This window comes from Mucilaginibacter sp. 14171R-50 (assembly GCF_010093045.1).
Lineage (GTDB): Bacteria > Bacteroidota > Bacteroidia > Sphingobacteriales > Sphingobacteriaceae > Mucilaginibacter.
Window position 1 is genome coordinate 4,054,626 of sequence record NZ_CP048115.1, and the last position, 23,764, is coordinate 4,078,389.

At 43.7% G+C, this 23,764-nt stretch carries 21 protein-coding genes; 9 read left to right on the forward strand and 12 right to left on the reverse strand.

The genetic code is table 11. From position 1 onward, the window contains the following. Positions 1 to 86 precede the first annotated feature (86 nt). Both GWR56_RS18345 and GWR56_RS18350 read left to right on the forward strand, forming a co-directional pair. Positions 87 to 371, forward strand: a complete 285-nt coding sequence (locus GWR56_RS18345; protein WP_162432652.1) for a SelT/SelW/SelH family protein — start codon at positions 87 to 89, stop codon at positions 369 to 371. A gap of 63 nt (positions 372 to 434) precedes the next feature. Next, positions 435 to 872: an Rrf2 family transcriptional regulator gene (locus GWR56_RS18350; protein ID WP_162432653.1), complete on the forward strand. Its 438-nt coding sequence runs from the start codon at positions 435 to 437 to the stop codon at positions 870 to 872. 149 nt (positions 873 to 1,021) lie between these two features. Here GWR56_RS18350 and GWR56_RS18355 read toward each other — a convergent pair whose 3' ends face one another. Continuing rightward, the gene (locus GWR56_RS18355; protein ID WP_162432654.1) at positions 1,022 to 2,533 is read right to left on the reverse strand and encodes a lipopolysaccharide assembly protein LapB; all 1,512 of its coding nucleotides are present in this window, start codon (positions 2,531 to 2,533) and stop codon (positions 1,022 to 1,024) included. Positions 2,534 to 2,699: 166 nt separating this feature from the next. Here GWR56_RS18355 and GWR56_RS18360 point away from each other — a divergent pair, with 166 nt between their 5' ends. Continuing rightward, positions 2,700 to 2,939: a hypothetical protein gene (locus GWR56_RS18360; protein WP_162432655.1), complete on the forward strand. Its 240-nt coding sequence runs from the start codon at positions 2,700 to 2,702 to the stop codon at positions 2,937 to 2,939. 39 nt (positions 2,940 to 2,978) lie between these two features. Here GWR56_RS18360 and GWR56_RS18365 read toward each other — a convergent pair whose 3' ends face one another. Next, complete coding sequence (locus tag GWR56_RS18365; protein WP_162432656.1) at positions 2,979 to 3,698, reverse strand: RluA family pseudouridine synthase; 720 nt, start codon at positions 3,696 to 3,698, stop codon at positions 2,979 to 2,981. A gap of 148 nt (positions 3,699 to 3,846) precedes the next feature. On the opposite strand from GWR56_RS18365, the gene GWR56_RS18370 reads away from it, so the two are divergent. Further along, positions 3,847 to 4,395, forward strand: coding sequence for a hypothetical protein (locus GWR56_RS18370; RefSeq protein WP_162432657.1), 549 nt, complete (start codon positions 3,847 to 3,849; stop codon positions 4,393 to 4,395). Positions 4,396 to 4,443: 48 nt separating this feature from the next. On the opposite strand, the gene GWR56_RS18375 is transcribed toward GWR56_RS18370, so the two are convergent. The 3 genes from GWR56_RS18375 to gatB all read right to left on the reverse strand — a co-directional run bounded on the left by GWR56_RS18375 (position 4,444) and on the right by gatB (position 7,820). Next, positions 4,444 to 5,130, reverse strand: coding sequence for a response regulator transcription factor (locus GWR56_RS18375; RefSeq protein ID WP_162432658.1), 687 nt, complete (start codon positions 5,128 to 5,130; stop codon positions 4,444 to 4,446). A gap of 103 nt (positions 5,131 to 5,233) precedes the next feature. Beyond that, positions 5,234 to 6,349, reverse strand: coding sequence for a TlpA disulfide reductase family protein (locus tag GWR56_RS18380; protein WP_162432659.1), 1,116 nt, complete (start codon positions 6,347 to 6,349; stop codon positions 5,234 to 5,236). A 1-nt stretch (position 6,350) separates the two neighbouring features. Continuing rightward, positions 6,351 to 7,820 (reverse strand): Asp-tRNA(Asn)/Glu-tRNA(Gln) amidotransferase subunit GatB, encoded by a 1,470-nt coding sequence (gene gatB, locus GWR56_RS18385; protein WP_162432660.1) that lies wholly within the window; start codon positions 7,818 to 7,820, stop codon positions 6,351 to 6,353. A gap of 304 nt (positions 7,821 to 8,124) precedes the next feature. Between gatB and GWR56_RS18390 the strand changes: the two genes are divergently transcribed. Further along, the gene (locus tag GWR56_RS18390; protein ID WP_162432661.1) at positions 8,125 to 8,751 is read left to right on the forward strand and encodes a hypothetical protein; all 627 of its coding nucleotides are present in this window, start codon (positions 8,125 to 8,127) and stop codon (positions 8,749 to 8,751) included. A gap of 69 nt (positions 8,752 to 8,820) precedes the next feature. Here GWR56_RS18390 and alaS read toward each other — a convergent pair whose 3' ends face one another. Beyond that, positions 8,821 to 11,508 carry an alanine--tRNA ligase gene (alaS, locus tag GWR56_RS18395; RefSeq protein ID WP_162432662.1) on the reverse strand — a complete coding sequence of 896 codons (2,688 nt, stop codon included), beginning with the start codon at positions 11,506 to 11,508 and terminating at the stop codon, positions 8,821 to 8,823. 137 nt (positions 11,509 to 11,645) lie between these two features. Between alaS and GWR56_RS18400 the strand changes: the two genes are divergently transcribed. From GWR56_RS18400 to GWR56_RS18410, 3 genes are all read left to right on the forward strand, one after another. Beyond that, positions 11,646 to 11,981 carry a MerR family transcriptional regulator gene (locus GWR56_RS18400; RefSeq protein WP_162432663.1) on the forward strand — a complete coding sequence of 112 codons (336 nt, stop codon included), beginning with the start codon at positions 11,646 to 11,648 and terminating at the stop codon, positions 11,979 to 11,981. A gap of 59 nt (positions 11,982 to 12,040) precedes the next feature. After that, positions 12,041 to 14,125 (forward strand): ComEC/Rec2 family competence protein, encoded by a 2,085-nt coding sequence (locus tag GWR56_RS18405; RefSeq protein WP_162432664.1) that lies wholly within the window; start codon positions 12,041 to 12,043, stop codon positions 14,123 to 14,125. A 68-nt stretch (positions 14,126 to 14,193) separates the two neighbouring features. Continuing rightward, complete coding sequence (locus GWR56_RS18410; protein WP_162432665.1) at positions 14,194 to 14,841, forward strand: DUF4412 domain-containing protein; 648 nt, start codon at positions 14,194 to 14,196, stop codon at positions 14,839 to 14,841. Between the two features lie 50 nt (positions 14,842 to 14,891). Here GWR56_RS18410 and GWR56_RS18415 read toward each other — a convergent pair whose 3' ends face one another. From GWR56_RS18415 to GWR56_RS18430, 4 genes are read right to left on the reverse strand one after another with little or no spacing between them, the layout of a single operon-like run. Next, positions 14,892 to 15,497 (reverse strand): hypothetical protein, encoded by a 606-nt coding sequence (locus GWR56_RS18415; protein ID WP_162432666.1) that lies wholly within the window; start codon positions 15,495 to 15,497, stop codon positions 14,892 to 14,894. Between the two features lies 1 nt (position 15,498). Beyond that, positions 15,499 to 16,764: an adenosylmethionine--8-amino-7-oxononanoate transaminase gene (bioA, locus tag GWR56_RS18420; RefSeq protein WP_162432667.1), complete on the reverse strand. Its 1,266-nt coding sequence runs from the start codon at positions 16,762 to 16,764 to the stop codon at positions 15,499 to 15,501. Beyond that, on the reverse strand, positions 16,761 to 17,207 hold the full coding sequence (locus GWR56_RS18425) for an NUDIX domain-containing protein (protein ID WP_162432668.1): 447 nt from the start codon (positions 17,205 to 17,207) through the stop codon (positions 16,761 to 16,763). The genes bioA and GWR56_RS18425 overlap by 4 nt, the downstream gene beginning before the upstream one ends. Further along, on the reverse strand, positions 17,200 to 18,174 hold the full coding sequence (locus GWR56_RS18430; protein ID WP_162432669.1) for a cation diffusion facilitator family transporter: 975 nt from the start codon (positions 18,172 to 18,174) through the stop codon (positions 17,200 to 17,202). Before GWR56_RS18430 ends, GWR56_RS18425 begins: the two co-directional genes overlap by 8 nt. A gap of 178 nt (positions 18,175 to 18,352) precedes the next feature. Between GWR56_RS18430 and GWR56_RS18435 the strand changes: the two genes are divergently transcribed. After that, the gene (locus tag GWR56_RS18435) at positions 18,353 to 19,546 is read left to right on the forward strand and encodes a pyridoxal phosphate-dependent aminotransferase (RefSeq protein WP_202925344.1); all 1,194 of its coding nucleotides are present in this window, start codon (positions 18,353 to 18,355) and stop codon (positions 19,544 to 19,546) included. 127 nt (positions 19,547 to 19,673) lie between these two features. On the opposite strand, the gene GWR56_RS18440 is transcribed toward GWR56_RS18435, so the two are convergent. Next, positions 19,674 to 20,228 (reverse strand): hypothetical protein, encoded by a 555-nt coding sequence (locus tag GWR56_RS18440; protein WP_162432670.1) that lies wholly within the window; start codon positions 20,226 to 20,228, stop codon positions 19,674 to 19,676. Between the two features lie 341 nt (positions 20,229 to 20,569). After that, complete coding sequence (locus GWR56_RS18445) at positions 20,570 to 23,749, reverse strand: efflux RND transporter permease subunit (protein ID WP_162432671.1); 3,180 nt, start codon at positions 23,747 to 23,749, stop codon at positions 20,570 to 20,572. Positions 23,750 to 23,764 lie beyond the last annotated feature (15 nt).

The window sequence follows — 23,764 nt, forward strand, 5'->3', positions numbered from 1 at the left end:
GATGAATTTAAGAAAAAAATTGCCCGTAAAACAAATATTATGTCATAACGACACATTGAATATAAATATACCTACATTTATGTTCAATGAAACCAACCATCACCATTGAATATTGCCCAAAATGTAACTGGCTTATGCGGGCAGCCTATATGGCACAGGAGCTGCTAACAACATTTAGCGACGAGGTTTACGGTGTAACCCTGCAACCCAGCGAAACACCGGGTAAATATAGTATCCGGACGAACGACACCCTTATTTTTGACAGGAAGGAACAGGGACGCTTCCCCGAAATAAAAGAACTGAAACAACTGGTTCGTGATGCGGCCTGCCCCGCAAAGCACCTTGGCCACTCTGATAGCAGCACGGCATAATACTATGTGTGCATATTATGTTGTACAAATTTGTTTATGTAACTTTGTGAATTATATTTATAGATGCTATCTAAAAAAACCAAATACGCCATAAAGGCGCTGGTGGTCATGGGTAAAAACATGGACAAGCCACCCATGCAGATATCAAGGATCGCCGAGCTGGAAAGGATCCCAAAAAAGTTCCTGGAGCAAATACTGCTCGATCTGCGCAACGCCGGCTTCCTGTATAGCAAAAAAGGCGCGGGAGGCGGCTATAGCCTTAACAAAGACCCAAAGGATATTTTCCTGGTAAATATTATGCGCATCACCGATGGCCCTATTGCTATGGTACCATGTGCCAGCTTGAACTTTTATCACCGCTGCGACGAATGCCACCAGGAACACACCTGCGGCATACGCGACGTGTTCATCGAGGTACGCGATGCATCGCTAAAAATACTATCAGAAACCAGCATTGCCGATATTATTTCCCGCGAAACCACGCTTATAAGTCATGAATAATCAGGATAAATGCTAAACACTAAATCTTAAACGCTAGATTCTAAACTTTAAATTCTGAACTTAAATCCTGAAGTAAGATCCCAGGTTTTAAAAACTGACATGTATGGGTTTAGACCAACCTCTGATCCCCAATCTCTAATCACTACTCCCTAATCTTCGTTCAATTTTTCCGAGATATTCTTGATCGATTCATCGAGCAGGGAAGCTGACTGATATAAAAAGGATTCTATCTGATCATATTCTTCTACACGATTCTCGCTGTTCTTCAGAATATCTATCATGCCCAGTATATTGGTAAGGTGCTTGCGTATCTCGTGGGAGTTGATAAATGCGAGCTCTTCTTTTTTCGCTTCAAATAAAAGTCTTTCGTAATGCCTTTTTTGTTTAACGTTACGGTAAAACAATCCTATGGCGATAATACTCAGTGCCGCTATCAATACAATAAACAAAAGCCATAAGCGCTCGCGCTTGTACACCTCGGCTTTTTGTTGATACAAACTTTCGGTTTCGTCAATTTTTATTTGCGATGAAATATTTCCTACCTGTGTTAACCGGATGTTGTTCTCTTGCGATTGCTTAAGCGCAAGCATAAAATTGTATGATGATGTTTTATAATCACCCTTTTTGCCGGCAATCCATGCCAGGGTTTCATACAGATGGTATTTTATTTCGGGGTGGTTGTTCTCTGTATCGGCTATCAGCAACTTTTCTATAATATGTTTGGCGGAATCTAATTGTCCGCTCATGTAATACGCGTCGGCCAGGTGCTGGTTTTCCAGGCTGCTGACTACATAATCTTTGCTTTTTTGCAGGTCTTTGATCTGTGTGATAGCCAAATCATAGTTATGCTGCAACAACGTAATATAATATCCAACACGTTTGCGGTAAGTAAACAGCTTATAGTTTTCGTTCTCGGACCCGTTAAGCCTTTTGTAGTACTCTTTTAACGAATCTAACTTATTCATCCTGAAGAAATTTTCAGACTTATTATAAAATATTACGCTCGATAAAAGGCGCTTGCTGGTACTATCATTCAATAACAACTTCCAGGCACGGTCAAGATAATTCAAGGATTGTGAATAAAATCCCGATTTATAAAAAAGGTCGGAGATGTTTATATTCAGGGATGCCTCGCGGCGGTTATCTTTAAAGTTGTCCTTCAGTTTCTTTACCTCGATAGTTGCAAGGCGATAATTATAAATAGCGCCGATATAATCGCCCTTATCGGTAAGTATAAACCCTAAATGGCTTAACATCAAAAAAGAAAGGTAGTTCCGGCTGTTTTTTTGCGCTATCTGCAGCGCCCGGGTAACATAGGTTTCCGCGCTTTTATAATCCCGCAGTTTGTTGTAGGATACTCCTTTTACAAACAGCGAAAATATCTCTCTATTGGGCAGGTTATACTTTAGAAAATAGCTGTCGAAAGTATCCTGCAAAGCCACAAGCTGGCTGCTATCTGCCCCCTGGACGCAGTTTTTTGTAAATGTGATCAACCTTTTTTGGCGCAAAAAGGTATCCTGCAGGGTAAGTATCTCCTTTAGCGTATCTTTATTGATGATCTGATTTTTTGGCTGTACCCCAACCACTTGCCATGCGTTTGCATGTACAAATTGGCCGGAAAATACTATTAAAATCAGAGCGATGATAAGCCTTTTAAGCATACACGTTTTAATGATTAAATTTACAGTTGCCTGCGTTAAAAACAAATTTATATTGATGCAACTTGAAAAGTTTTTTTGCGTATAAAAGAACAATTAATTTATAGATTTGTAATACATATAATTATCTATATATTTGTAAAATATCACAAGGACTATTTATATCATCATGAAAAAGATTATTTACATATTACTGGCCTTTTTAATTGTAAGCGTTTACGCTTGCCAAAAGGACAATACGGCTCCGGGCACGAATGCAAATAAAGGCCTTAATGCTACAATGAAGCTTAAAAAAGACACTACGCCACCTGAATTTTTTAAGACAACGGTGAAAAAGGACACCACTCCTCCTGAGTTCAAAAAAAGCACGGTAAGAGATACTACTCCTCCCGAGTTTTTAAATAAATAAAAAAAAAGAAGCGCCTTTATAAACAAAGGCGCTTCTTTTTTAGCTGTCAAATTTCTCCAGCAGCTTTAGCAGGGTTTCAAAATCCTTTGGGTACGGCGCATGCACGGTAATATCCCGGCCCGACGGCAACTTAAAACTCACCTCGTAGGCATGCAGGGCAAAGCGTTTCATGATAGGTAACTCTTCCTGGTCCTTCCCCAAAATATATTTACGCTTGATTTTAGAAAGGAACACCTGCTGACCCTTATACATCTCGTCGCCGGCAATTGAGGCGCGTTGCGTGGCCAGGTGTATGCGTATCTGGTGCATACGACCTGTAACCGGGCGGCACTCTACCAACGTGTAGTGTTTGAAATACTTTAGCGATTGGAACCAGGTTTCGGCACGCTTGCCTTCCTGGCGGCTAATGGTTACGTTTCCCTTTCCTACATTCAGTATAGGCAGATCTATCAGCAAGCTTTCAAAAACGTGCGTGCCGTCAATAACTGCGTGGTAAACCTTTTTTACTCTGCGTTTTTCAAACTGGATTGAAACATCGCGGTACGCTTCAGGATTTTTAGCGATAATTAGCGCGCCCGATGTTTCTTTATCAAGGCGGTGGCATATTTGCGCGTCGGCGGTGTACTGCTTTGCCAGGCGCAGCATGTTTATCTCGCCACCTTCGCGCTCGTCAAGCGAACTGATGAACGGCGGTTTATTAACCACAATGATATCGTCATCCTCAAATAATATCAGGTCGGAAAACTTTGGAAATTTCATAGCCCGCAAAAATACGGTTAATTAAATTAATTGTGCTATATACCGCTTTATCGGCGTCTGGTGCATTTTCAGCCCCCCGTCGGGCTAAAAACAATTCTGATAATGCAATGTTAAACACCTAATAATCATCCACCTAAAACAAAGCATCATGAGCACAAAAAAAACACAGCCCGAACAAAAGGGTTTTTTTGAAAAGATAAAAGAAACCATCGAAGAATTTTGGGATGGCACTAAGGAGACCGCCGAAGACCTGAAAGAAAAAACCGAAGATAAATTTGACGATTTAAAGGATAAGGCTGAAGATAAAATTGCAGACCTGAAAGAGAAAGTTGCTGCTAAAAAAACAAGCACTACCAAGAAAGCCGCTGCTGCTAAAACAGTTGTTGAACGGGCAACGGCTGCAAAAAAAGTAGTGGTAGCCAAAAAAGCCGGCGTGGCAGCAAATAAAGCAAAAAAAGAAGCCGCTGATATTAAGGCATCTGCAGAGGCGAAAGCTAAGGCGGTGACCGATAAAGCTAAAAGTACCGTGGCCGCTGCCAAAAAAACCGCTACGGAGGTTAAAGCAAAAGCCGCAACAAAAGCTAAAACAATAACTGATAAGGCCAAAACAGAAACCGCGGCCGCGAAAAAAGCCGCAAAGCCAAAAGCTGCGCCAAAAACGGCGCCTGCAAAAGGTAAAGCCGCTGCAGCTAAATAAACTTTAGCTTATAATAAAAATGCCTCCCGAAATCGGGAGGCATTTTTATTATGCTTCAAACTTGTAACCTACGCCTTTTACTGTAGATACGCAGTCGTCACCGAGCTTTTCGCGCAGCTTGCGCACATGCACATCTATGGTTCGGTTGGTAACTACTACCGAATCTTCCCAGATGTTTTTAAGTATCACCTCGCGGGTGTAAACTTTACCGGGTTTTGAAGCCAGCAGGTAAAGCAGTTCAAATTCCTTTTTGGCTAAAACCACCTTTACCCCTTTTTTATAAACCAGGTATGCTTCGCGGTCTATCACCAGGTCGCCTATTTCCAGTTTGTTATCAATAACCTCCTCGGGCGGCGCATTACGACGAAGGATGGCGTTGATACGGCTAACCAGCGCGCGTGGCTTAATGGGTTTTGCTATGTAGTCGTCGGCGCCAACATTAAAGCCTGCAATTTCTGAGTACTCTTCGCTTCGGGCGGTTAAAAATACCATAAAGGTATTTTTAAACTCAGGCATAGTACGCATAATGCGGCAGGCTTCTATCCCGTCCATCTTGGGCATCATTATATCTAATACGATCAGGTCGGGCTGTGTACGCTTTGCTTCGGCAACAGCTTCCTGCCCGTTCCGGGCCGAATATACCTGGTAACCTTCTTTTTTAAGGTTATACTCTATCAGCTCTAAAATATCCGGCTCATCGTCAACAATTAATATCTTTTGTTTACTGGTGCTCATGTATATTTAATTTTGCATAAAAGTATAAGCTTAATAGAAGCTTATGGTTAACCCAATATTAACAAATTGTTAAATACTACCTTAAGTTAACTTTTAATTGAGACTATTTAAATGTTTTCTTTAAAAAATCTTCAAGATCGGCGCCGGTAACATTTTTGGCAACAATTACACCCTGCGGGTCAATTATAAAGTTCGAAGGGATCGCTTCAATATGATACAGCCTTTCGGTAGGACCTTCGAACCTTTGCAGGTCTGATACGTGTGTCCAGGTAAGCCTGTCGGCGTTAACCGCCTGTTGCCAATCTTTTTTTTCGGTATCGAGTGATACCCCCAAAATGTTAAAGCCCTTATCCTTGTACATCGCGTATTGCTTAACCACATTGGGGTTTTCCTGCCTGCAGGGCGCGCACCACGACGCCCAAAAATCAAGCATCACATACTTACCTTTATAATCAGATAATTTTACCGGCTTGCCATCAATACTGTTTATTGTAAATTCGGGCGCTTTGTGGCCAACTGATATAGGTTTTATAGCCGCCATTTGGCGCAAAAAGGTTTGCACAGCCGGGTTGTCTTTAAAATCATCCTTAATATCGTCGGCATAAGCCACTAACTGTTGTTCGTATTTGTATTGATCAAGCGATGTTGCGGCGTAAAATCCGGCAAGCGATTTTTTATTCTGATCAACAAATTTTAAAACTTCGGCGCTGTAATCGTTCATGTTTTTTTGAAACATGGGGATATACACCTTCAGCAACGAGTCGGATTCTTTGCCCAGCGCAGCTGCCTTTGCGGTGTACTCATCAGATAGCTTCGTACTCCTGTCGCCATAAATATTGCTGATCTTGTTGAATTCCTTGATTTTTTCCGAGGTCTCTGATCCGTTTACCTCGTAGGAGTGATTTACATCGGCAAGGTCAGTTTTAAAAGTTATGGCATCGCCATTCTGTGCTACCACATCGTACACGTTGCCTGCAATACGCAGTTTATATAAATTTGCGTAGGGAGTAGCGCGCTTAAACTGAAATTCGTTATTCGCACCTAAGGTTGTTGAATCAACAACGTTTACCTGGGTACTATCCGCGGCAAGCAGGTATATCTTTTTTAACGCGCCGGGATTCTCTAATTTGCCCGAAATGGTAAATGTGGTTGATTCTTTGCACGAAACTATAAAAAACAGTGCCGCAAGGGCAATGCCGGTAATCAAACGGTTCTTCATATTATTTTGATTCTAATTCTTTTATTAATAGCTGGTTGGTTTTCTGGGGGTCTATCTTTCCTTTAGAAAGCTTCATAACTTCGCCCATAAACAAGCCTAAAACGCCCTTTTTACCCTTTTGGTATTCTTTTACCTTCTCGGGATATTTAGCCAGCGCGGCGCGTATAAAGCCATCCAACTGGCCGGTGTCCTCGCTGATAATCAGGTTTAGTTCTTTGGCTAATTGGTCGGCGGTTTTGTCATTTCCTTTCACCAGAGCCGGGAAAAGTTTTTGCGCGGCGATTGAATTGTTGACCTTACCGTCGTCTACCAGTTTTATTAGCTCCGCAAGGGCAACCGGTTTTATGCCTATATCAGCTATACTGATATTATTGTCGTTGATGTAAGAGCGCACGGCACCCATAACCCAGTTTGCTGCCGACTTATAATTTGTGGTATGCTTTATCAAATCCTCAAAATAAGCGGCGAACTCCTTATCGGCTATGATAACACCCGCGTCGTAATCTGATAAACCCAGCTTAGTGGTATATTTTTCGAAGAGCTGGTTTGGCAGTGCGGGCATGCTATCGCGTACTTGCTGTACGTAAGCTTCGGTCAACTGTACCGGCAACAGGTCGGGCTCGGGGAAATAACGGTAATCATTTGCCATTTCTTTTGAGCGCAATACAGATGTTTCGCCGGTATCGGCGTTAAAGTTAAGCGTATTTTGGTCTATATGGCCGCCGCCTTCTATAACGGCTATCTGGCGTTCAAACTCGTGCTCAATGGCACGCTGAACGTTACGTATAGAGTTAAGATTCTTTACCTCACAGCGGTTGCCAAAGGCCGCGGCTCCTTTCAGGCGTACAGATATATTGGCATCGCAGCGCATGCTTCCTTCTTCCATATTGCCATCGCAAATATCCAGGTAGCGCAGCAAGCGTCGTATCTCGGTCAGGAACTGCCCGGCCTCTTCGGCGCTGCGCAGATCGGGTTCTGATACGATCTCTATAAGCGGAACCCCTGCCCTGTTCAGATCAATAAGCGAATATTGATCGTGCTGGTCGTGCGAGCTTTTACCGGCATCATCTTCCATGTGGATGTGATGAATGGCGATTGCTTTTGAACTGCCATCGGCCAGTTTTACGGTTACACTTCCACCCAGGCATATCGGTTGCTGATCCTGCGTGGTTTGATATCCTTTTGGCAGATCGGCATAGAAGTAATTTTTACGGGCAAAAGTATTTTGCAGGTTGATGGTACAATTGCAGGCTAAGCCCATTTTTACCGCATACTCTACCATTTTTTTGTTAATACGCGGCAATGTACCCGGATGGCCCAACGAAACGGGGCTAACATGCTCGTTTGCCCCGGCGCCAAACGCCGCCGAATCTGATGAAAATGCCTTACTTAAAGTAGATAATTGGGCGTGTACCTCTAAACCAACAACTAACTCGTACTTGTCACTCGCGCCGCTTTGTAGAACTGTCATATTTATATTCAGCTGTAGTCAGCATTGATCAAACCTGCCAAATATAGTGTTATTTATGTTTTTGCGGGCATTATTTAAAACGACCGCGTCTCTGCCCTCTTACTAATTTAAATGCATCAGTTGTATAGACGCTGCGTTATGTGATTCTGCGATCAGGTTCTACCTAAAACGCTTTTGTCTATACCCAAATGCATGAGGCTATTTACCTATTTGTAAATCTTTTTATTAAACCTTGTGTTAATGTATTGGTCTGTTAAAATAAGGCATGCAATTTGCCTGTGCAGAAACATAATATCAAGATACCATGAAAAAAATTATTTTAGGGATGCTGGCAAGCTGTTTTTTACTTACCGCATCCGTTACCCAAACAAAAGCCCAGGTAAATGTTAGCCTTAACATTGGCACATGGACCCCACCCGCAGAATACGCAGATGCTAATTATTACTATTTGCCGGATGTGAACAGTTATTACTACGTACCTACACATCAATACGTTTATTTAAGCGGCGGTAATTGGGTTTGGCGCAACACGTTGCCTGCACGCTATAGCTATTACAATATCAACGACGGTTACAAGGTTGCCGTTTATCGCCCGAACCCCTACCGGTACTACCGTTACGACAGGGTAAAGTACGCACGTTACCGGGGAGTAAAAAATGTTATTATACGCGACAGGTATTACCGCCCGAGAACAAAAGTAATTACCCATACCCGATATGTTAACCGGCCAACAAGGGTTATCAACCGCACCAGATATGTGAACAGGCCCGCGAAGGTGGTTCGTCATACCAAATATGTAAACAGGCCTTCAAGGGTTGTAAACCGCACACGTATAGTGAACAGGCCTTCGCATACTAAAATAAGAACGGTTACACATGTGAACCGCCCGGCGCACCATGGCGGTAAAAGCCACGGAAAAGGCCATCATTAATAATAGCGTATTAAACAAAAAAAGACCACTTATAGGCGGTCTTTTTTTGTTTGGAATGGCGAAGCTTGATTATTGAACGAAACTTTTGGCTTTGGCCAGCACATTATCAAGGCCGTTTACATCGCTGCCGCCCGCTGTAGCAAAAAACGGCTGACCGCCGCCCCCGCCCTTCACCTCTTTAGCCAGTTCTTTCACAATATTACCTGCATGCAGGCCTTTGTCTTTTACAAGCGTCTCGTCTATCATCACCGTAATACTTGGCTTGCCGTTGATATTGGCAGCCAGCACCAGGAATAAATTTGGTACGATATCTTTCAAGTTATAAGCTAAATTTTTGATGGCATCGGCATTTGGCAGGTCCACCTTTTGGGCAATGAAGTTGATGCCATTGATAGCTTCTGCCGTTTTAGCCAGTTGATCTTTTAAACCCGAAGCCTTTTCTAAAACTGTTTTTTCTATTTCCTTTTTTAACCGACTGTTTTCTTCCAGCAAACCTTCAATGCTTTTGGCAACGTCCTTGGGGTTTTTTAATAACTCTTTAACATGCTGCATCAACTTGTCTTGCCCGGTAATATAAGCTTCGGCGGCAACCCCGGTTATCGCTTCAATACGTCGGACCCCGGCAGCTACCGCGCTCTCGCTGATGATTTTAAAATACCCTATCTGGCCGGTAGCCTTTACATGCGTGCCGCCGCAAAGCTCTTTGCTAAAGGCATCGTCAAAGGTTATCACCCTTACATACTCGCCATATTTTTCTCCGAATAATGCGGTAACACCGCTGGCAATGGCTTCCTGGTAGGCTACCATGCGCTCTTCCTTAAGCGGGATATTTTCGCGCACCTTACCGTTTACTATGGCCTCTATATTGGCTATCTCTTCATCGGTTACTTTTGCAAAATGCGAAAAATCAAAGCGCAGGTAATCGGCGTTCACCAACGAGCCTTTTTGGTTAACATGTGCGCCCAAAACCTGCTTCATGGCGGCATGCAAAAGGTGTGTGGCCGAGTGATTGCTGTTGGTTTTATTACGCAGCGATGCATCAACCATCGCTGTTAACGCATCCCCCGGCGTAAGGGGCAGTCTGTCGGTAAAATGCACGATAAGCCCATTCTCCTTTTTGGTATCGGTAACCGCTATGATCTCGCCATTGGGGAAGATCAACTCTCCTTTATCGCCTACCTGGCCACCGCTTTCAGCATAAAACGGCGTTTTATCTAACACAATCTGGTATTGCTCTTTGCCTTTAGCGCTAACTTTGCGGTATTTAACAATATGGGCTATGCTTTCAGTTTCGTCGTAACCGGTAAACTCAACGCCGTCGTCCTCTGTTAAAACTGTCCAGTCGCCGGTATCAACAGCGGTAGCAGCGCGGGAACGGAGTTTTTGGTGTTGTAAACAGTCATTAAATCCACCCATGTCCACAGAAAACCCTTTTTCACGAGCCATCAACTCGGTAAGATCTATTGGAAAACCATATGTATCAGATAATTCAAAAGCAAAATCTCCTTCAATTAGCCCTTCGTCCACAATTGGTAAATCCCCTGTTTTTTTAAGCTTCTTAATTTCGGTTGCCCGCTGTTGCAAATACTCCTCAAACTTTGCAATTCCATTACCCAAAGTCCTTAGGAAAGAAACTTCCTCCTCCAATATCACTTTCTGCACAAAATCCTTCTGTTCCCACAGTTCATCAAACACGCTTTTAAATTGTTCGGCCAATAATGATACCAGCTCATTAAAAAACGGCTCTTTAAAACCCAGAGTTTGATAGCTGTAACGCACCGCCCGGCGCAAGATCCTACGGATAACATAACCGGCTTTGTTACTTGCCGGCAGTTGCCCATCTGCAATGGCAAAGCTAATGGCGCGGATATGATCTGCCAGTACGCGCATGGCTACGGCGTCGTTCCAATCGGCATCTCCCGGTTTTGAAGCGCTGTTATATACCTTTCCTGATTTGTCGGCAATGAACTGTATCATCGGCTGAAAAACGTCGGTATCGTAATTTGATGTTTTGCCCTGCAGCACGCGCACCAATCGCTCAAAGCCCATCCCGGTATCTACATGTTTGTTTGGCAATGGCTGCAACGAGCCATCCTTAAGCCTGTTAAACTGCATAAACACATTGTTCCATATCTCAATAACCTGGTCGTGATCGGCGTTTACAAGGCTTGCACCACTAACCTGGTTGCGCTCGTTATCCGGGCGGCTATCAAAATGGATCTCCGAACACGGTCCGCAGGGGCCTGTTTCGCCCATTTCCCAAAAATTATCCTTTTTGTTGCCGGGCAATATGCGGTCTTCGGGTACATATTGTTTCCACAGGTTGTAAGTTTCGGTATCCTTTTCCAGGCCTTCCTTTTCGTCACCCTCAAAATAAGTAACATAAAGTCGACTGGTATCGAGTTTGTAAACTTGGGTAAGCAATTCCCAGCTCCAGGCAATAGCCTCTTTCTTAAAGTAATCTCCAAAGCTCCAGTTGCCCAGCATCTCGAACATGGTATGGTGATAGGTGTCGATACCTACCTCTTCCAGGTCGTTATGCTTGCCGCTAACACGCAAGCAGCGTTGGGTATCGGCTACCCGAGGGGCTTTCGCGGGGGCCTCGCCTAAAAACACATCCTTAAACTGGTTCATTCCCGCGTTGGTGAACATCAGCGTTGGGTCGTTTTTTACAACAATTGGTGCGCTTGGCACAATCATGTGGCCTTTAGAAGCAAAAAAATCAAGAAAAGCCTGGCGTATTTCTTTAGCGGTCATAGTGTGCAAAGGTAATTATAAGTCCGAAAGACGGAAAGTCCGAATGACCGTAAGTTAAAAATCTTTTTAACCATGATCTTCCACACTTTCCGTCTTTCGGACTTGCGGACTTGCCTGCTAAAATCTTACATTTGCTTATGCCTTATAAAGAACGCGAGATCAGCAAAATGTACTACACCATGGGCGAGGTTTCGACCATGTTCGGCGTTAATCAATCGTTGATACGTTTTTACGAGAAAGAGTTTGACGTACTGCAGCCTAAAAAGAACAAAAAAGGCAACAGGTACTTCACCCCCGAAGACCTGGAAAATTTCAAGATCATCTTTCACCTGATACGTGATAAAGGATATACACTGCAAGGTGCCAAAGACCATCTGAAAAACAATATGGGCGATACCCGCGATAACCAACGCGTGATAGATTCGCTCGAAAACCTCAAGAAATTCCTGCTTGAAGTTCGCGACGAGTTGTAATTAGCCGCAGATATTCTATTTTTATCTGCCGGATTGCCTTATCACCGCGCACGAATAATATGATTGCCAACCACAAAGGCGAAATACCTGTTGTTGTACTTTTACTGCCTTTTTTAGCAGGTATAAGCAGTGGGCTTTTCTGGCCAGGCAGCAACATATATTTCGTGCTGTCCGCGCTTGTTTTATGCAGCGTGCTGTTTATCGGTCTAAACCTGGCTTATACCCCGTTAAGCGTTTATAAAGCACGCTGGCTTGGCGGTGCGCTCATTTATCCCGTACTGTTTTTATCAGGATGGCTCGCTGCCATACAGCATAATGAGTTAAACAAGGTCAATCATTTTTCGAAATTACCGGCACAATACCTCATTGCCAACATCACATCAGAGCCCAAAGTAAAGGATGACCTTGTTAGGTTTACCGCGCAGATCAAACAAACCATTAATAACGGGCAAGCCAAAGCCACAAGCGGCACGCTGCTGATTGCCATAAAAGACGAACTGGCTAAAAACCTTTATTACGACGAACAGCTGTTGATACCGGCCAAATACAACACCATCGACCCTCCATTTAACCCGGGTGAGTTTAACTATAAGCAATACCTCGCAAACAAGAATGTATACTACCAGGCTTTTCTTTACCCCGGGCAATATAAAATAGCGGGTGCCGGTAAGGGAAATGCTATTGTTACTTATGCATTGCAGTTGCGGCAAAATCTGGTTGAAAAGCTAAAAACCAACATGCGTGATACCACTGCCATTGCTGTGGCATCAACGCTGATATTGGGTTATAAAGCCGACCTGAGTAACGATGTTTTGCAGGCCTATTCCAAAACGGGCACCATCCACATCTTGTCGGTCTCTGGCGGGCATGTGGCTATCGTTTATTTATTGCTGAACTGGGCGCTGAGCTTTTTAAATGGCCATAAAAAACGTAAGGTATTTAAGGCTGTCCTCATCATCGCGCTGATATGGGGTTATGCACTGCTCACCGGCTTTTCGGCGCCTGTGTGCCGGGCAGCATTAATGATCAGCCTGGTTGTAAGCGGCAAAACCTTTAGCAGATATATCAACAGCCTGAATTTGCTGGCCGCATCTGCATTCGCACTGCTTGTTTATGACCCTTTCTTGCTAACTGATGTGGGCTTTCAGCTTTCGTACCTCGCCGTCGGCGGACTCGTTATATTCCAGCCTATAGTTTATAATTGGCTTAGCTTTAAAAACAGGTTGGCAAGTAAGCTATGGATGGCATGCTCGGTATCTATCGCCGCGCAGGTAATTACATTTCCGCTAAGTGCCTATTATTTCCACCAGTTCCCGGTTTATTTTTTGCTAAGCAACCTTGTTATTATCATCCCGGTTAGTATAATTATGTACACCGGTCTGGCCCTTTTGGCATTGCCGCAAATGGCGGTTATCTCAAAGGCATTGGGCTACCTGTTAGAGCATTCCATCTTGATAATGAACAAGGTACTGGCGTTTATTGAACATTCGCCATACGCCGCTGTCGATAAAATATGGTTAAGCAAGGTTGAATACCTGTTGCTTTACGCAATTATCATTCTCATCTTTTATTTTCTGCATGCAAAAAAGGCATGGCTTATCAGGGCTGCACTTAGCTGCCTGCTGCTTTTTTGCATCAGCGTAAGCATTAAAAAAATTGAGGCTGACACTACCCGATCTGTAACATTCCTGAACCTGCGGAAACATACCGGGATAATATTTAAAAACGGCCCTAAAGGCGTTGTATTAAGCGATTTGCCCGAGAACGATAAAAGCTTCAAGTATTCGGTGCAGCCTGCATTGGATAGCAACAGGATATATCATTATACGGTATATCCTTTAAATCAAAATATAGAGCTCTCCTATCTTTTAAAGCACGGTAACTTTATTCAGTTTCTGAATAAAAAAATGCTGGTATTAAACGATGCACCACTTTACAAGTCTATCCCCCAGCAACTAACCATTCATTATTTATTCATAAACAATAATGCTTTTGTTGATACGGCATTAATTAAAAATAAAACACTTATTATAGCCGGGGGTAACACAGATAGCTATATAAAAGCTTTAACGCAAATAAACGTAAATTACAAGGTACTAAAACGTAACAAAGCCTTCATAATATCATCTAAAACGTACAAATAATTAAAAATATCTCAAAATATTTGCACACCAGTTAATTACATATTAAATTGTATCATTAAATTAAAACCATGAAAGTTAAATTATTTACTGTTGCCATGGGTATGGCCCTTACCGCAACAGCCATTAGCGCAAGCGCACAAAAAGCTTATAAAGAAGGCATTATGACGGTCAGCACAAGTATGCAAGGCCAGCCTGTTGAAGCTAAAAGTTACTTTAGGGCCGATTCTGCCAAAATGGAATTTTCTGCAGGGCCCGCAAATATTGGCATTTTAACCGACGCCAAAGCCAGCTACATGGCAATTTTAGTGGATGTTGCCGTCGCTTCCATTAAAAAAGCGGCCATCGCTTCGCCTGCCGAGATAGAAGAAGCCATGTCTAAATTACCTGTACTTACTTTTACCCCAGGCACCGAAACCAAGGTGATATCCGGCTTTAACTGTAAAAAAGTAGTTGCTAAAGACACTAAGACCGGTAAAACTTATGATATCTGGGTAACTAACGATATTTCCGTGCCATCAACCGGTATTGCAAAATATTATGCAAATGCAGGTGGTGTTCCAATTCAATACTCAGCCTTCCAGGACGGAAGAACTACCGATGTAACTGTTAAAAGTATTGTTGAGCAAAAATTACCAACAGGTACATTTGGTATTCCATCTGACTTCGAGAAGATCACGATGGATGACCTGAAAGCTTTGGGCGGCGGCGGTAACTAAGCCAAGCCTTTTAAAAAAGAAAGCCCGGTAAAATTACCGGGCTTTCTTTTTTAATTCAGTTCTGTCCCCAAGCTGTTTACCCATTGTTTAAACAGCTTAGTCTCCATATCTACAGCCTTTTGAGCGTGTACCTGCCAATCGGGCGAAAATTTTTGCAGTTGGTTTATCATTTCTTCCAGGTGCCCCTCCTCTTCTAATATGATAGATTTAACGTTCACCTTACTACCGGCCTGATCAAGCGCATCCTGATAAATAGGGTACAATTCATCAGCACGCACCTCAATAGCATAGGTAACCAGCAGGTAGGCGGCAAAACGCAGTTCGGCACCTGTTAAATGCAACTCCTTTTTCAGGTAGCGGCATACATCAATGTCCAGTTGGTTCAAATAACGTTTGCTGAATGCAGGGGCTATCAGGTATTCAGGGGAGTAAGTAGGCAATGCGCTCCCTGTTTTCTCGATCTGTTTTTTAAGATAAAATGCATGGCGATGCTCTTCCGCGGCGTGTTTTAGTATAATATAAGTAACCGTAGCGGGATCCTCGCTTGCCGATATTTTGCGGGCACCGGTATTCTCCATCAGCGACAGCGTATTTAACCAGCGGGCGTGTAAATGGTTATCGGCAATTATTTCTGGCAGTATCGTATTTAGTTCCATGTTATATCTCATCAAGTGCTTGCGCAATGGTGGCGTAAATGTAATCGAGTTCGTTATCAGTTATGCAATATGGCGGTAAAATGTAAATGATATTACCCAACGGCCTTAGTATGATACCCGCATTTAAAAAGTAATTGTACAATTTATCGCGCAGGCCGCTAAAGTACGATGTATTATCGCCTGTTTGCCATTCAAGGGCCAATATAGTACCTGTTTGGCGGGTTGTTTTTAACGACTTATGCCCCCTGACTTTTTCGGCGAAGGCAGCGTGTTTATTAACAATGCGGTTAATATTTTGTTGTGTCGACGGTTCCAAAAACAGATCAAGGCTGGCAAGCGCGGCAGCGCAGGCTACCGGGTTGGCTGTATAAGAGTGCCCGTGAAACAGCGTCTTCATTTTATCGTCCGACAAAAACGCATCATAAATTTGCTGTGTGCAGGTGGTCAGGCCAAAAGCCATGGTACCGCCCGTTAAGCCCTTAGAAAAGCACATGATATCCGGCTGGGTTTGTACATGGTCGCAGGCAAAGGGCTTACCTGTACGCCCGAAACCCGTAAATACCTCATCAGCTATCAGCATAATACCTTCGTTACGGCAATGCGCCATCAGTTCGTCCAGGTATTTGGCTTCGTACATCACCATACCTGCCGAACCTTGCACTAACGGTTCGAATATGAAACTGGAAACCTGAGATCTGAGATTTGAGATTTGAGACTTTAGTGCATCTATATTCTCCGCGCCGGGCAGGTCGATAAACTCTACCTCGAATAAAAGGGTATCGTACGCTGCTGTAAAGGCACTGCGGCCGCTAACCGACATAGCGCCAAACGTATCGCCGTGATAGGCGTTTTTAAACGCAATGATCTTCGTTCGTTCTTCGCCTTTGTTATACCAGTATTGCAGGCACATTTTTATGGCTACTTCAACCGCGGTAGAGCCGTTATCAGAATAAAAAGCCTTTTTTTGATTGGATGGCAGTATGGCCAGCAGCCGTTCGGCCAGTTCAACCGCGCCAGAATGCGTAAAGCCCGCGAAAATGACGTGTTCTAACTGCAGCAGTTGTTTTGCTATCATTTCGGCGATATATGGGTGCGCGTGCCCATGTATATTTACCCACCACGACGATATAGCATCAATATACTTTTTGCCATCCTCAGCATATAAACAAGCGCCTTTGCCACTAACAATAGGTATAGGCGGCTGCGCCGTTTTCATTTGCGTATATGGGTGCCAGATGGTTTGCAGATCGCGTTCAACTAAATTCATATCGTTTTCAGTAACAGGTTGGCAACATACTGGTCGGCGGGAAAAGTAAAATCCTCTGCCCGTAGTTCTCTAAGACTTACCCAGCGGAAAGATTGCAAGGTATCGCCCTCGCCATCAAAATCAAAAACGATGGTTTTGGTGGCAAATTTAATATCAGACGATGCCTTAACAAGATAATAAATGCTGATGATCTGCGAATCGTTAAAAGCCGATTTTACAAAGAAATCGGTGGTGTAAAAATGGCTAATCACTTCAACCTCGGTGTTGCATTCTTCTACAAATTCGCGCCTAAGCCCGTCTGTTAAGCCTTCACCGTACTCTAAGCCTCCGCCCGGGAATTTGGTAAACCTTACACCATACTCCTGCTCATCGCTTATAAGCACCTGGTTATCGGCATTAATAAGTATGCCATACACACGTACATTAAAAAACTTACTACTCATAATGTTTTTTGTTGCGCATCACTTTGTCCATCGTCCAGGGGATATCTTCTGTTTTGGCCTCGCTCCTTATAGGGCAGTTTGGCATACTGCAATAGTGGCAGCAATATGGCAGGCATGGGTCCGTATGGATGAAAAACTCTGTGGTGATACCGGCATTATTATTCACCATCTTATCAACCAGTTTAACTTCTTCGTGCACCCGGTTAAGATCAAAGTAATTAGGCAGGGTTAAGTGGCAATCTATGTGCAACTCGTTACCATACTTTTGGGCGCGCAGGTTATGTATATCTATCCACTCGTCGCGGCGCTGCTCGCCTAACACCTTCACTACATTGCTTACAATATTAAAATCAGTTTCGTCCATCAGTCCCGCTACAGAACGGCGGATAAGTTTATAGCCGGTAAACAAAATATATAAACCAACTAAAATGGATAGTCCGCTATCCAGCCATAATATCTTTGTAAAATATATAAGCAGAAGTCCGAGAACAAGCCCTCCGCTTGTGATCATATCGGTAAGTAAATGCCTGCCGTCGGCCTCGATGGTAATAGATGGCAGCGACTTGCCTTTCTTGATCATATAAAAGCCAAGTGATCCATTTACAACGCCGGTAACACCGATAATAGCGGCACCCAGCATAAGGTCATGTATGACCTCGGGGTAAAATATGCTGTAGGTTGATTTAATGACAATTATAAGCCCGGCTATGCCTATCAGTGCACCCTCTATAAATACCGAAAAGTACTCAACCTTGCCATGCCCGTAAGGGTGGTTCTCGTCCCGTGGCTGCGAAGCCAGGTAAATACTAAAAAACGCGAAAGAACTGGCTACCACGTTTACAATGCTTTCGGCAGCATCGGTTAATACAAAGTTTGAATTTGTTAAAAAGTAAGCGCTGAATTTCATTACCATGAGTACGGCCCCTGTGATCAGCGATATCAGAATTATTCTCTTTTGTTCTTTCAAAACTCAATTTTACAAAGGCCAAACTTACGGAAAATTTCGCCCGCGGCTTTTTCAGATTAGGGAATATTTATTACAATTTTTATAAATAAACCCGCGTTTTTTAATGAATTTTTATAAATCACAGCACAACCATCAGTAAACTAATTTTTTATATTTGCCGCAATAACATATCTTTTATATGAGCGCATTAAGTAACAGGATAAACAACCTGTCAGAATCCCAGACCATTAAAATGGCAAAAATGGGCCGCGAATTGGCTGCCAAAGGAGTAGATGTAATAAGCCTGAGTTTCGGTGAGCCCGATTTTCATACGCCTGAACATATAAAAGAAGCCGCAAAAACGGCTATGGATAAAAACTTTACCTATTACACCCCCGTTGCCGGTTATCCCGACCTTCGCAAGGCGATTGTAAATAAGTTAAAAACAGAAAATAATCTTGATTACACCGATAGTCAGATAGTAGTATCCACAGGCGCCAAACAGGCCATAGCCAATGCCGTACTTTGCCTGGTAAACCCAGGCGAAGAGGTTATAATACCCACCCCTTACTGGGTATCGTATTCAGAAGTAGTTAAACTGGCCGAAGGCGTAAGTGTTTTTATTGATACTACTGTTGAAAGTAATTTTAAAATAACCGCTGAACAGCTTGAGGCGGCCATTACACCAAAAACAAAACTTTTTATGTTTTCGTCGCCATGCAACCCAACCGGCAGCGTATACAGCAAAGATGAGTTGGCGAGCCTGGCAAAAGTATTTGAGAAATATCCAAACATTTACATACTTAGCGATGAGATCTACGAGCATATCAATTTCATTGGAGGGCATGAATCTATCGCCCAGTTCAACAGTATAAAAGACCGCGTTGTAATTATAAACGGTTTTAGCAAAGCCTTTGCAATGACGGGATGGAGAATTGGTTACACCGCATCTAACAGCGAGATAGCGGCCGCATGCGATAAAATGCAGGGTCAGATCACATCAGGTACTTGTTCTATCACCCAAAAAGCCGGTGTTGCTGCTTATAACGGCGGCCTGGAAAGTGTTCATAAAATGCGCGAGCAGTTTCAGAAACGCCGCGACCTGGTTTACCGCCTGTTGCAAGATATCCCGGGGATACAGGTGAACCTGCCCGATGGCGCTTTTTATTTTTTCCCTAACGTTACCTCTTTCTTTGGCAAAAGCTATAACGGCAAAACTATAAACGACGCCGACGAACTAAGCATTTACTTACTGGAAGAAGGCCATGTAGCTACTGTTGGGGGCGATTCCTTCGGCGATAAAAAATCTATCCGCATATCCTACGCGGCGGCAGAGGATAAATTGATAGAAGCCATGAAAAGGATAAAAACGGCGCTTGCCAAATTAGCATAGTCGCCTTAACCATAACTTACATGATTGCCCCGGTAAGCATTAGCTATGTGGGAAATCAGGCAAAACATACCAAAAAAAGTCCCTTGCCAATTGGCAAGGGACTTTTTTTGGTATGTTTTGGCTATTGTTACAGTGCAAAACCGTAAGCTATGCGTAATCCAACTGCTCCAAAGTTATTGCTTTGGCCCGAATAGTTTTCGTAACGCACACCAACGTCCCAAGTTTGATTAGCCCAACCAATACCCGGAGATGCTAATAATTTGGTATTGGTGTCGTATTCAGGACCACCTTTGACTTCACCAAATCCCGAAGTTTCAAAAGCAGCACCTACTTCACCACTTAAATAGATATTTTGGCTTACAAACGCTTTGATACCTGCTTTAACAGGAACCATTCCGTAAGATTTGGTTTTTACGCCTGTATTACCAAGTTCTTTCCCAAAATAATTCAGATAACCTGATGTTAATGTTAAACCAATATTATCTGCTACGCCGAATTGCAAGCGAGGAGTAATACCCACACCTACGTTTGATACGTCGTGTAAGTTACCTGTAGGCAATAAACCTTCTACACCGATACCTAAGCGTACGCCTGTACCTATGGTTTGTGCTTTAACATTAGTACCTAAGAATATAGCGGCGGCGGTAAAACCTACGGCTATTAATTTTGTCATCTTTTTCATTGTTGTGTCTTTAGTTATAAAATATTAATTGTGATACACCCCCTATAATCAAATACTTTGCCATTTTGCTGCCGGTGATAGTTAAATGATTATCTAATGACGGATGAAAAACAGCACTTTTCGGCGTGTTCAATACCTTAACGCCTGATAATCAAAAGACTTTTTGACTTTTAACACGCCACGGTCAGCCGCTGGCTAATATCAGTTTATTCGATGAGCTATCGTTTGAAATTATGTCAGGATTTGGTGAAAAGTGTAGCTTTTATAGGCAATTTTGTAATAGGGTTACGCCATACATCGCAGGTATCGCAATAAAACAAGCCCCTATCAGGGGCTTAGTTTTATACTTCCGGATCGATTTCAGGATCGGGTTTATATGTTTTTTCCAGTTCGGCAAGTTTGTCTTTGCCATAGGCGTACTTAGTAATGATGTAGTAAAGTACCGGCACTATGAATATAGCAAGCGATGTTGCTGCAAGCATACCGCCAAAAACTGTCCATCCGATGGTTTGCCTGGCCTGAGCCCCGGCACCCGATGCTATCACCAGTGGTAACACGCCTAATATAAACGCCATTGATGTCATGATGATCGGCCTTAACCTTAAGCGCACAGCCTCTAATGTAGCTTTTTCCAGGTTCATCCCCCGGTCCACCCGCTCTTTGGCAAATTCCACTATCAGGATGGCGTTCTTGGCAGCCAAACCTATTAATGTTATTAAACCTATCTGGGCATAAACGTTATTTGTTAACCCCGGTTTAAGCGTAAGGAACAATATTGCCCCAAAGGCGCCAAGAGGAACAGCCAATAAAACCGAGAACGGTACGGACCAGCTTTCGTACAAAGCTGCCAGGAATAAGAACACAAAACCGATGGACAGGGCAAATATGTACACCGTTTTTGAACCGGATAACAATTCCTCCCGGCTTAAGCCCGAAAATTCGTAACCATAACCTGCAGGCAAATTCTGCGCTGCAACCTCGCGTAAGGCTGTAATAGCGTCACCACTGCTATAACCGGGGTTGGTGCTGCCATTGATTTCGGCCGACCGGAATAAGTTATAATGCGATATCAATGGTGCGTTCTCAATGAGTTTATAGGTTGTTAGCGTACTTAAAGGCACCATAGCACCCGATTCGTTACGGACAAAGTACTGTCCTATATTTTGAATATTGGTGCGGTAGTTAGTATCGGCCTGGGCCACTACCCTGAAGTTACGCCCGTAAACGGTAAAATCGTTTACATAAGCGCTACCCATATAAGTTTGCAGCGCGTTGTTTACATCAGATATCTTTACACCCAATTTTTTTGCCTTTTCGCGATCGATGGTCAACTGATAAGCGGGGGTATGCGCCGTAAAGAACGAAAAAGCCTTTGCTATTTCGGGGCGTTTGTTTACCGCGGCGGTAAAGTTTTGCAAAACCTTTTCAAAGTTCTTGATATCGCCGCCAGCTTGTTTCTCTTGCAATATGAACGAGAAACCGCCCGTGTTACCTAAACCGGGTATTGCAGGCGGAGAAATGACCACCACACTGGCCTCTTTGAATCTGGCCAGTTTTTTCTGCAGCGTTGCAATAACGCCCGCAAGCTGGTCTTCCTTGGCTTCACGTTTGTCCCAGGGCTTTAATTGTATAAATATGGTAGCGCTGTTTGATTTTGTTGCAAAGTTAACCGCGTTCAGTCCGCCCAGGGCGGCATAGTGGTTAATTGCCGGTACATCTTTAAGCACACCCATCATTTCGTGCAAAACAGAAACGGTACGCTCGGTGGATGACCCTTCGGGCAGATCATAGGTTACGTAAACACGCCCCTCATCCTCCAGCGGGATAAAGCCCGACGGCTTACCATTAAATAACAGTACGGTTCCGATGATGATACAAACCAGTATGATCACAACAAACTTGGAGTGTTTGATACCCCTATCCACGGTGCTGCGGTAACGGCCGGTAACCTTATCAAACCAACGGTTGAATTTAAAGAAGAACCTGTTTAACCCGGTCGACTTGTCGTCAATTTTATGCGGACGTAATAATATAGTACATAATGCCGGGGTTAACGATAGCGCCACAAAAGCCGATATCAATACCGATATAGCAATAGTAATGGCAAACTGCTGGTACAAACGCCCAACAATGCCGGGCACAAAACCAACGGGCACAAACACCGCCGCCAGGATCAATGCAATGGCAATAACCGGCGCGGATATATCGCGCATGGCGTGTTCGGTCGCTTCCTTCGGCGACATGCCCTTTTCATCCATATAATGCTGCACGGCCTCAACCACCACAATGGCGTCATCCACAACAATACCAATGGCCAGCACAAAACCAAACAGCGTAAGAGTGTTTATGGTAAAATGCAGCGGAATAAAGAAAATGAAAGTACCTATAATAGATACCGGGATAGCCAGCACAGGTATAAGCGTAGTGCGCCAGTTTTGCAGGAATAAAAATACCACAATGATTACCAAAGCCAACGCAATAACCAGCGTTTCGATAACCTCATGCAGGGAAACCTTCACTACGGTAACCGACTCGAACGGAACGACAAAATCAATATCCTTAGGGAATGATTTTTTTAGCTGGTTCATGGTTGCGATAACATTATCGGCGGTTTCGATAGCGTTACTGCCCGGCGCCTGGTATATCAGCAGGTACGAAGCCCTTTTACCATCAACAAACGAGTTACCCGAATAATTAAACTTACCCAGTTCTACACGCGCAACATCTTTTAAATGTACCACAGCGCCGTTATTAGGCTGCGTTTTAACAACAATATTCTCAAACTCCGATTTATCAGTAAGACGGCCTTTTACCAATACGGTATATTCAAAGGTTTGCCCTTTCATTTGTGGGGTGGCCCCCACCGTACCTGCCGCAACCTGCGCGTTTTGCTCCTGCAGGGCCGCGGTAATATCGGCCGCGGTCATATTCAGGGCTGCCAGTTTATCAGGCTTTAGCCATATACGCATACTAAAATCATCAGCGCGGGTAAACACATCACCCACACCTTTGGTACGCAGTAACGCGTCCTTAATAAATACGTTGGTATAGTTATCGGTAAAGGTTACATCGTGCGTGCCGTTTGGCGAAAACATGGCAACCAGCATTAATATGCTTGGGTTACGCTTACGCACTATCAGGCCTAAACGCTGTACCTCCTGCGGCAGCGTTGGCTGGGCTATACCCACGCGGTTCTGCACATCAAGCGCAGCATTATTAATATCGGTACCAACCTCGAAGTTAACGGTCATGCTCATTTGGCCGTTACTTGTGCTGTTACTTTGCAGGTAAGTCATGCCCGGGGTACCGTTAACCTGTACCTCTACAGGGGTGGCTACGGTTTGCTCGACCGTTAAGGCATCGGCACCGGTATAGTTACCGGTTACTTGTACGGTGGGCGGCGTAATTTCCGGGTATTGCCCAATAGGCAGGCTGGTTATGGACAGCACACCAACTATCAATATTACCAGTGATATTACAATAGCGGTTACCGGGCGGCGTATAAAAGTATCTGCGATCATTCTTTAGTTCTTTTG

Coding starts and splice junctions, on each gene's coding strand:
- GWR56_RS18365 (WP_162432656.1), bottom strand. CDS start 3,698: ATGAAATTTCCAAAGTTTTCCGACCTGATATTATTTGAGGATGACGAT.
- gatB (WP_162432660.1), bottom strand. CDS start 7,820: ATGACAGTTCTACAAAGCGGCGCGAGTGACAAGTACGAGTTAGTTGTT.
- alaS (WP_162432662.1), bottom strand. CDS start 11,508: ATGACCGCTAAAGAAATACGCCAGGCTTTTCTTGATTTTTTTGCTTCT.
- GWR56_RS18390 (WP_162432661.1), top strand. CDS start 8,125: ATGAAAAAAATTATTTTAGGGATGCTGGCAAGCTGTTTTTTACTTACC.
- GWR56_RS18380 (WP_162432659.1), bottom strand. CDS start 6,349: ATGAAGAACCGTTTGATTACCGGCATTGCCCTTGCGGCACTGTTTTTT.
- GWR56_RS18350 (WP_162432653.1), top strand. CDS start 435: ATGCTATCTAAAAAAACCAAATACGCCATAAAGGCGCTGGTGGTCATG.
- GWR56_RS18375 (WP_162432658.1), bottom strand. CDS start 5,130: ATGAGCACCAGTAAACAAAAGATATTAATTGTTGACGATGAGCCGGAT.
- GWR56_RS18415 (WP_162432666.1), bottom strand. CDS start 15,497: ATGGAACTAAATACGATACTGCCAGAAATAATTGCCGATAACCATTTA.
- GWR56_RS18360 (WP_162432655.1), top strand. CDS start 2,700: ATGAAAAAGATTATTTACATATTACTGGCCTTTTTAATTGTAAGCGTT.
- GWR56_RS18440 (WP_162432670.1), bottom strand. CDS start 20,228: ATGAAAAAGATGACAAAATTAATAGCCGTAGGTTTTACCGCCGCCGCT.
- GWR56_RS18400 (WP_162432663.1), top strand. CDS start 11,646: ATGCCTTATAAAGAACGCGAGATCAGCAAAATGTACTACACCATGGGC.
- GWR56_RS18410 (WP_162432665.1), top strand. CDS start 14,194: ATGAAAGTTAAATTATTTACTGTTGCCATGGGTATGGCCCTTACCGCA.
- GWR56_RS18355 (WP_162432654.1), bottom strand. CDS start 2,533: ATGCTTAAAAGGCTTATCATCGCTCTGATTTTAATAGTATTTTCCGGC.
- GWR56_RS18445 (WP_162432671.1), bottom strand. CDS start 23,749: ATGATCGCAGATACTTTTATACGCCGCCCGGTAACCGCTATTGTAATA.
- GWR56_RS18370 (WP_162432657.1), top strand. CDS start 3,847: ATGAGCACAAAAAAAACACAGCCCGAACAAAAGGGTTTTTTTGAAAAG.
- GWR56_RS18435 (WP_202925344.1), top strand. CDS start 18,353: ATGAGCGCATTAAGTAACAGGATAAACAACCTGTCAGAATCCCAGACC.
- bioA (WP_162432667.1), bottom strand. CDS start 16,764: ATGAATTTAGTTGAACGCGATCTGCAAACCATCTGGCACCCATATACG.
- GWR56_RS18425 (WP_162432668.1), bottom strand. CDS start 17,207: ATGAGTAGTAAGTTTTTTAATGTACGTGTGTATGGCATACTTATTAAT.
- GWR56_RS18345 (WP_162432652.1), top strand. CDS start 87: ATGAAACCAACCATCACCATTGAATATTGCCCAAAATGTAACTGGCTT.
- GWR56_RS18405 (WP_162432664.1), top strand. CDS start 12,041: ATGATTGCCAACCACAAAGGCGAAATACCTGTTGTTGTACTTTTACTG.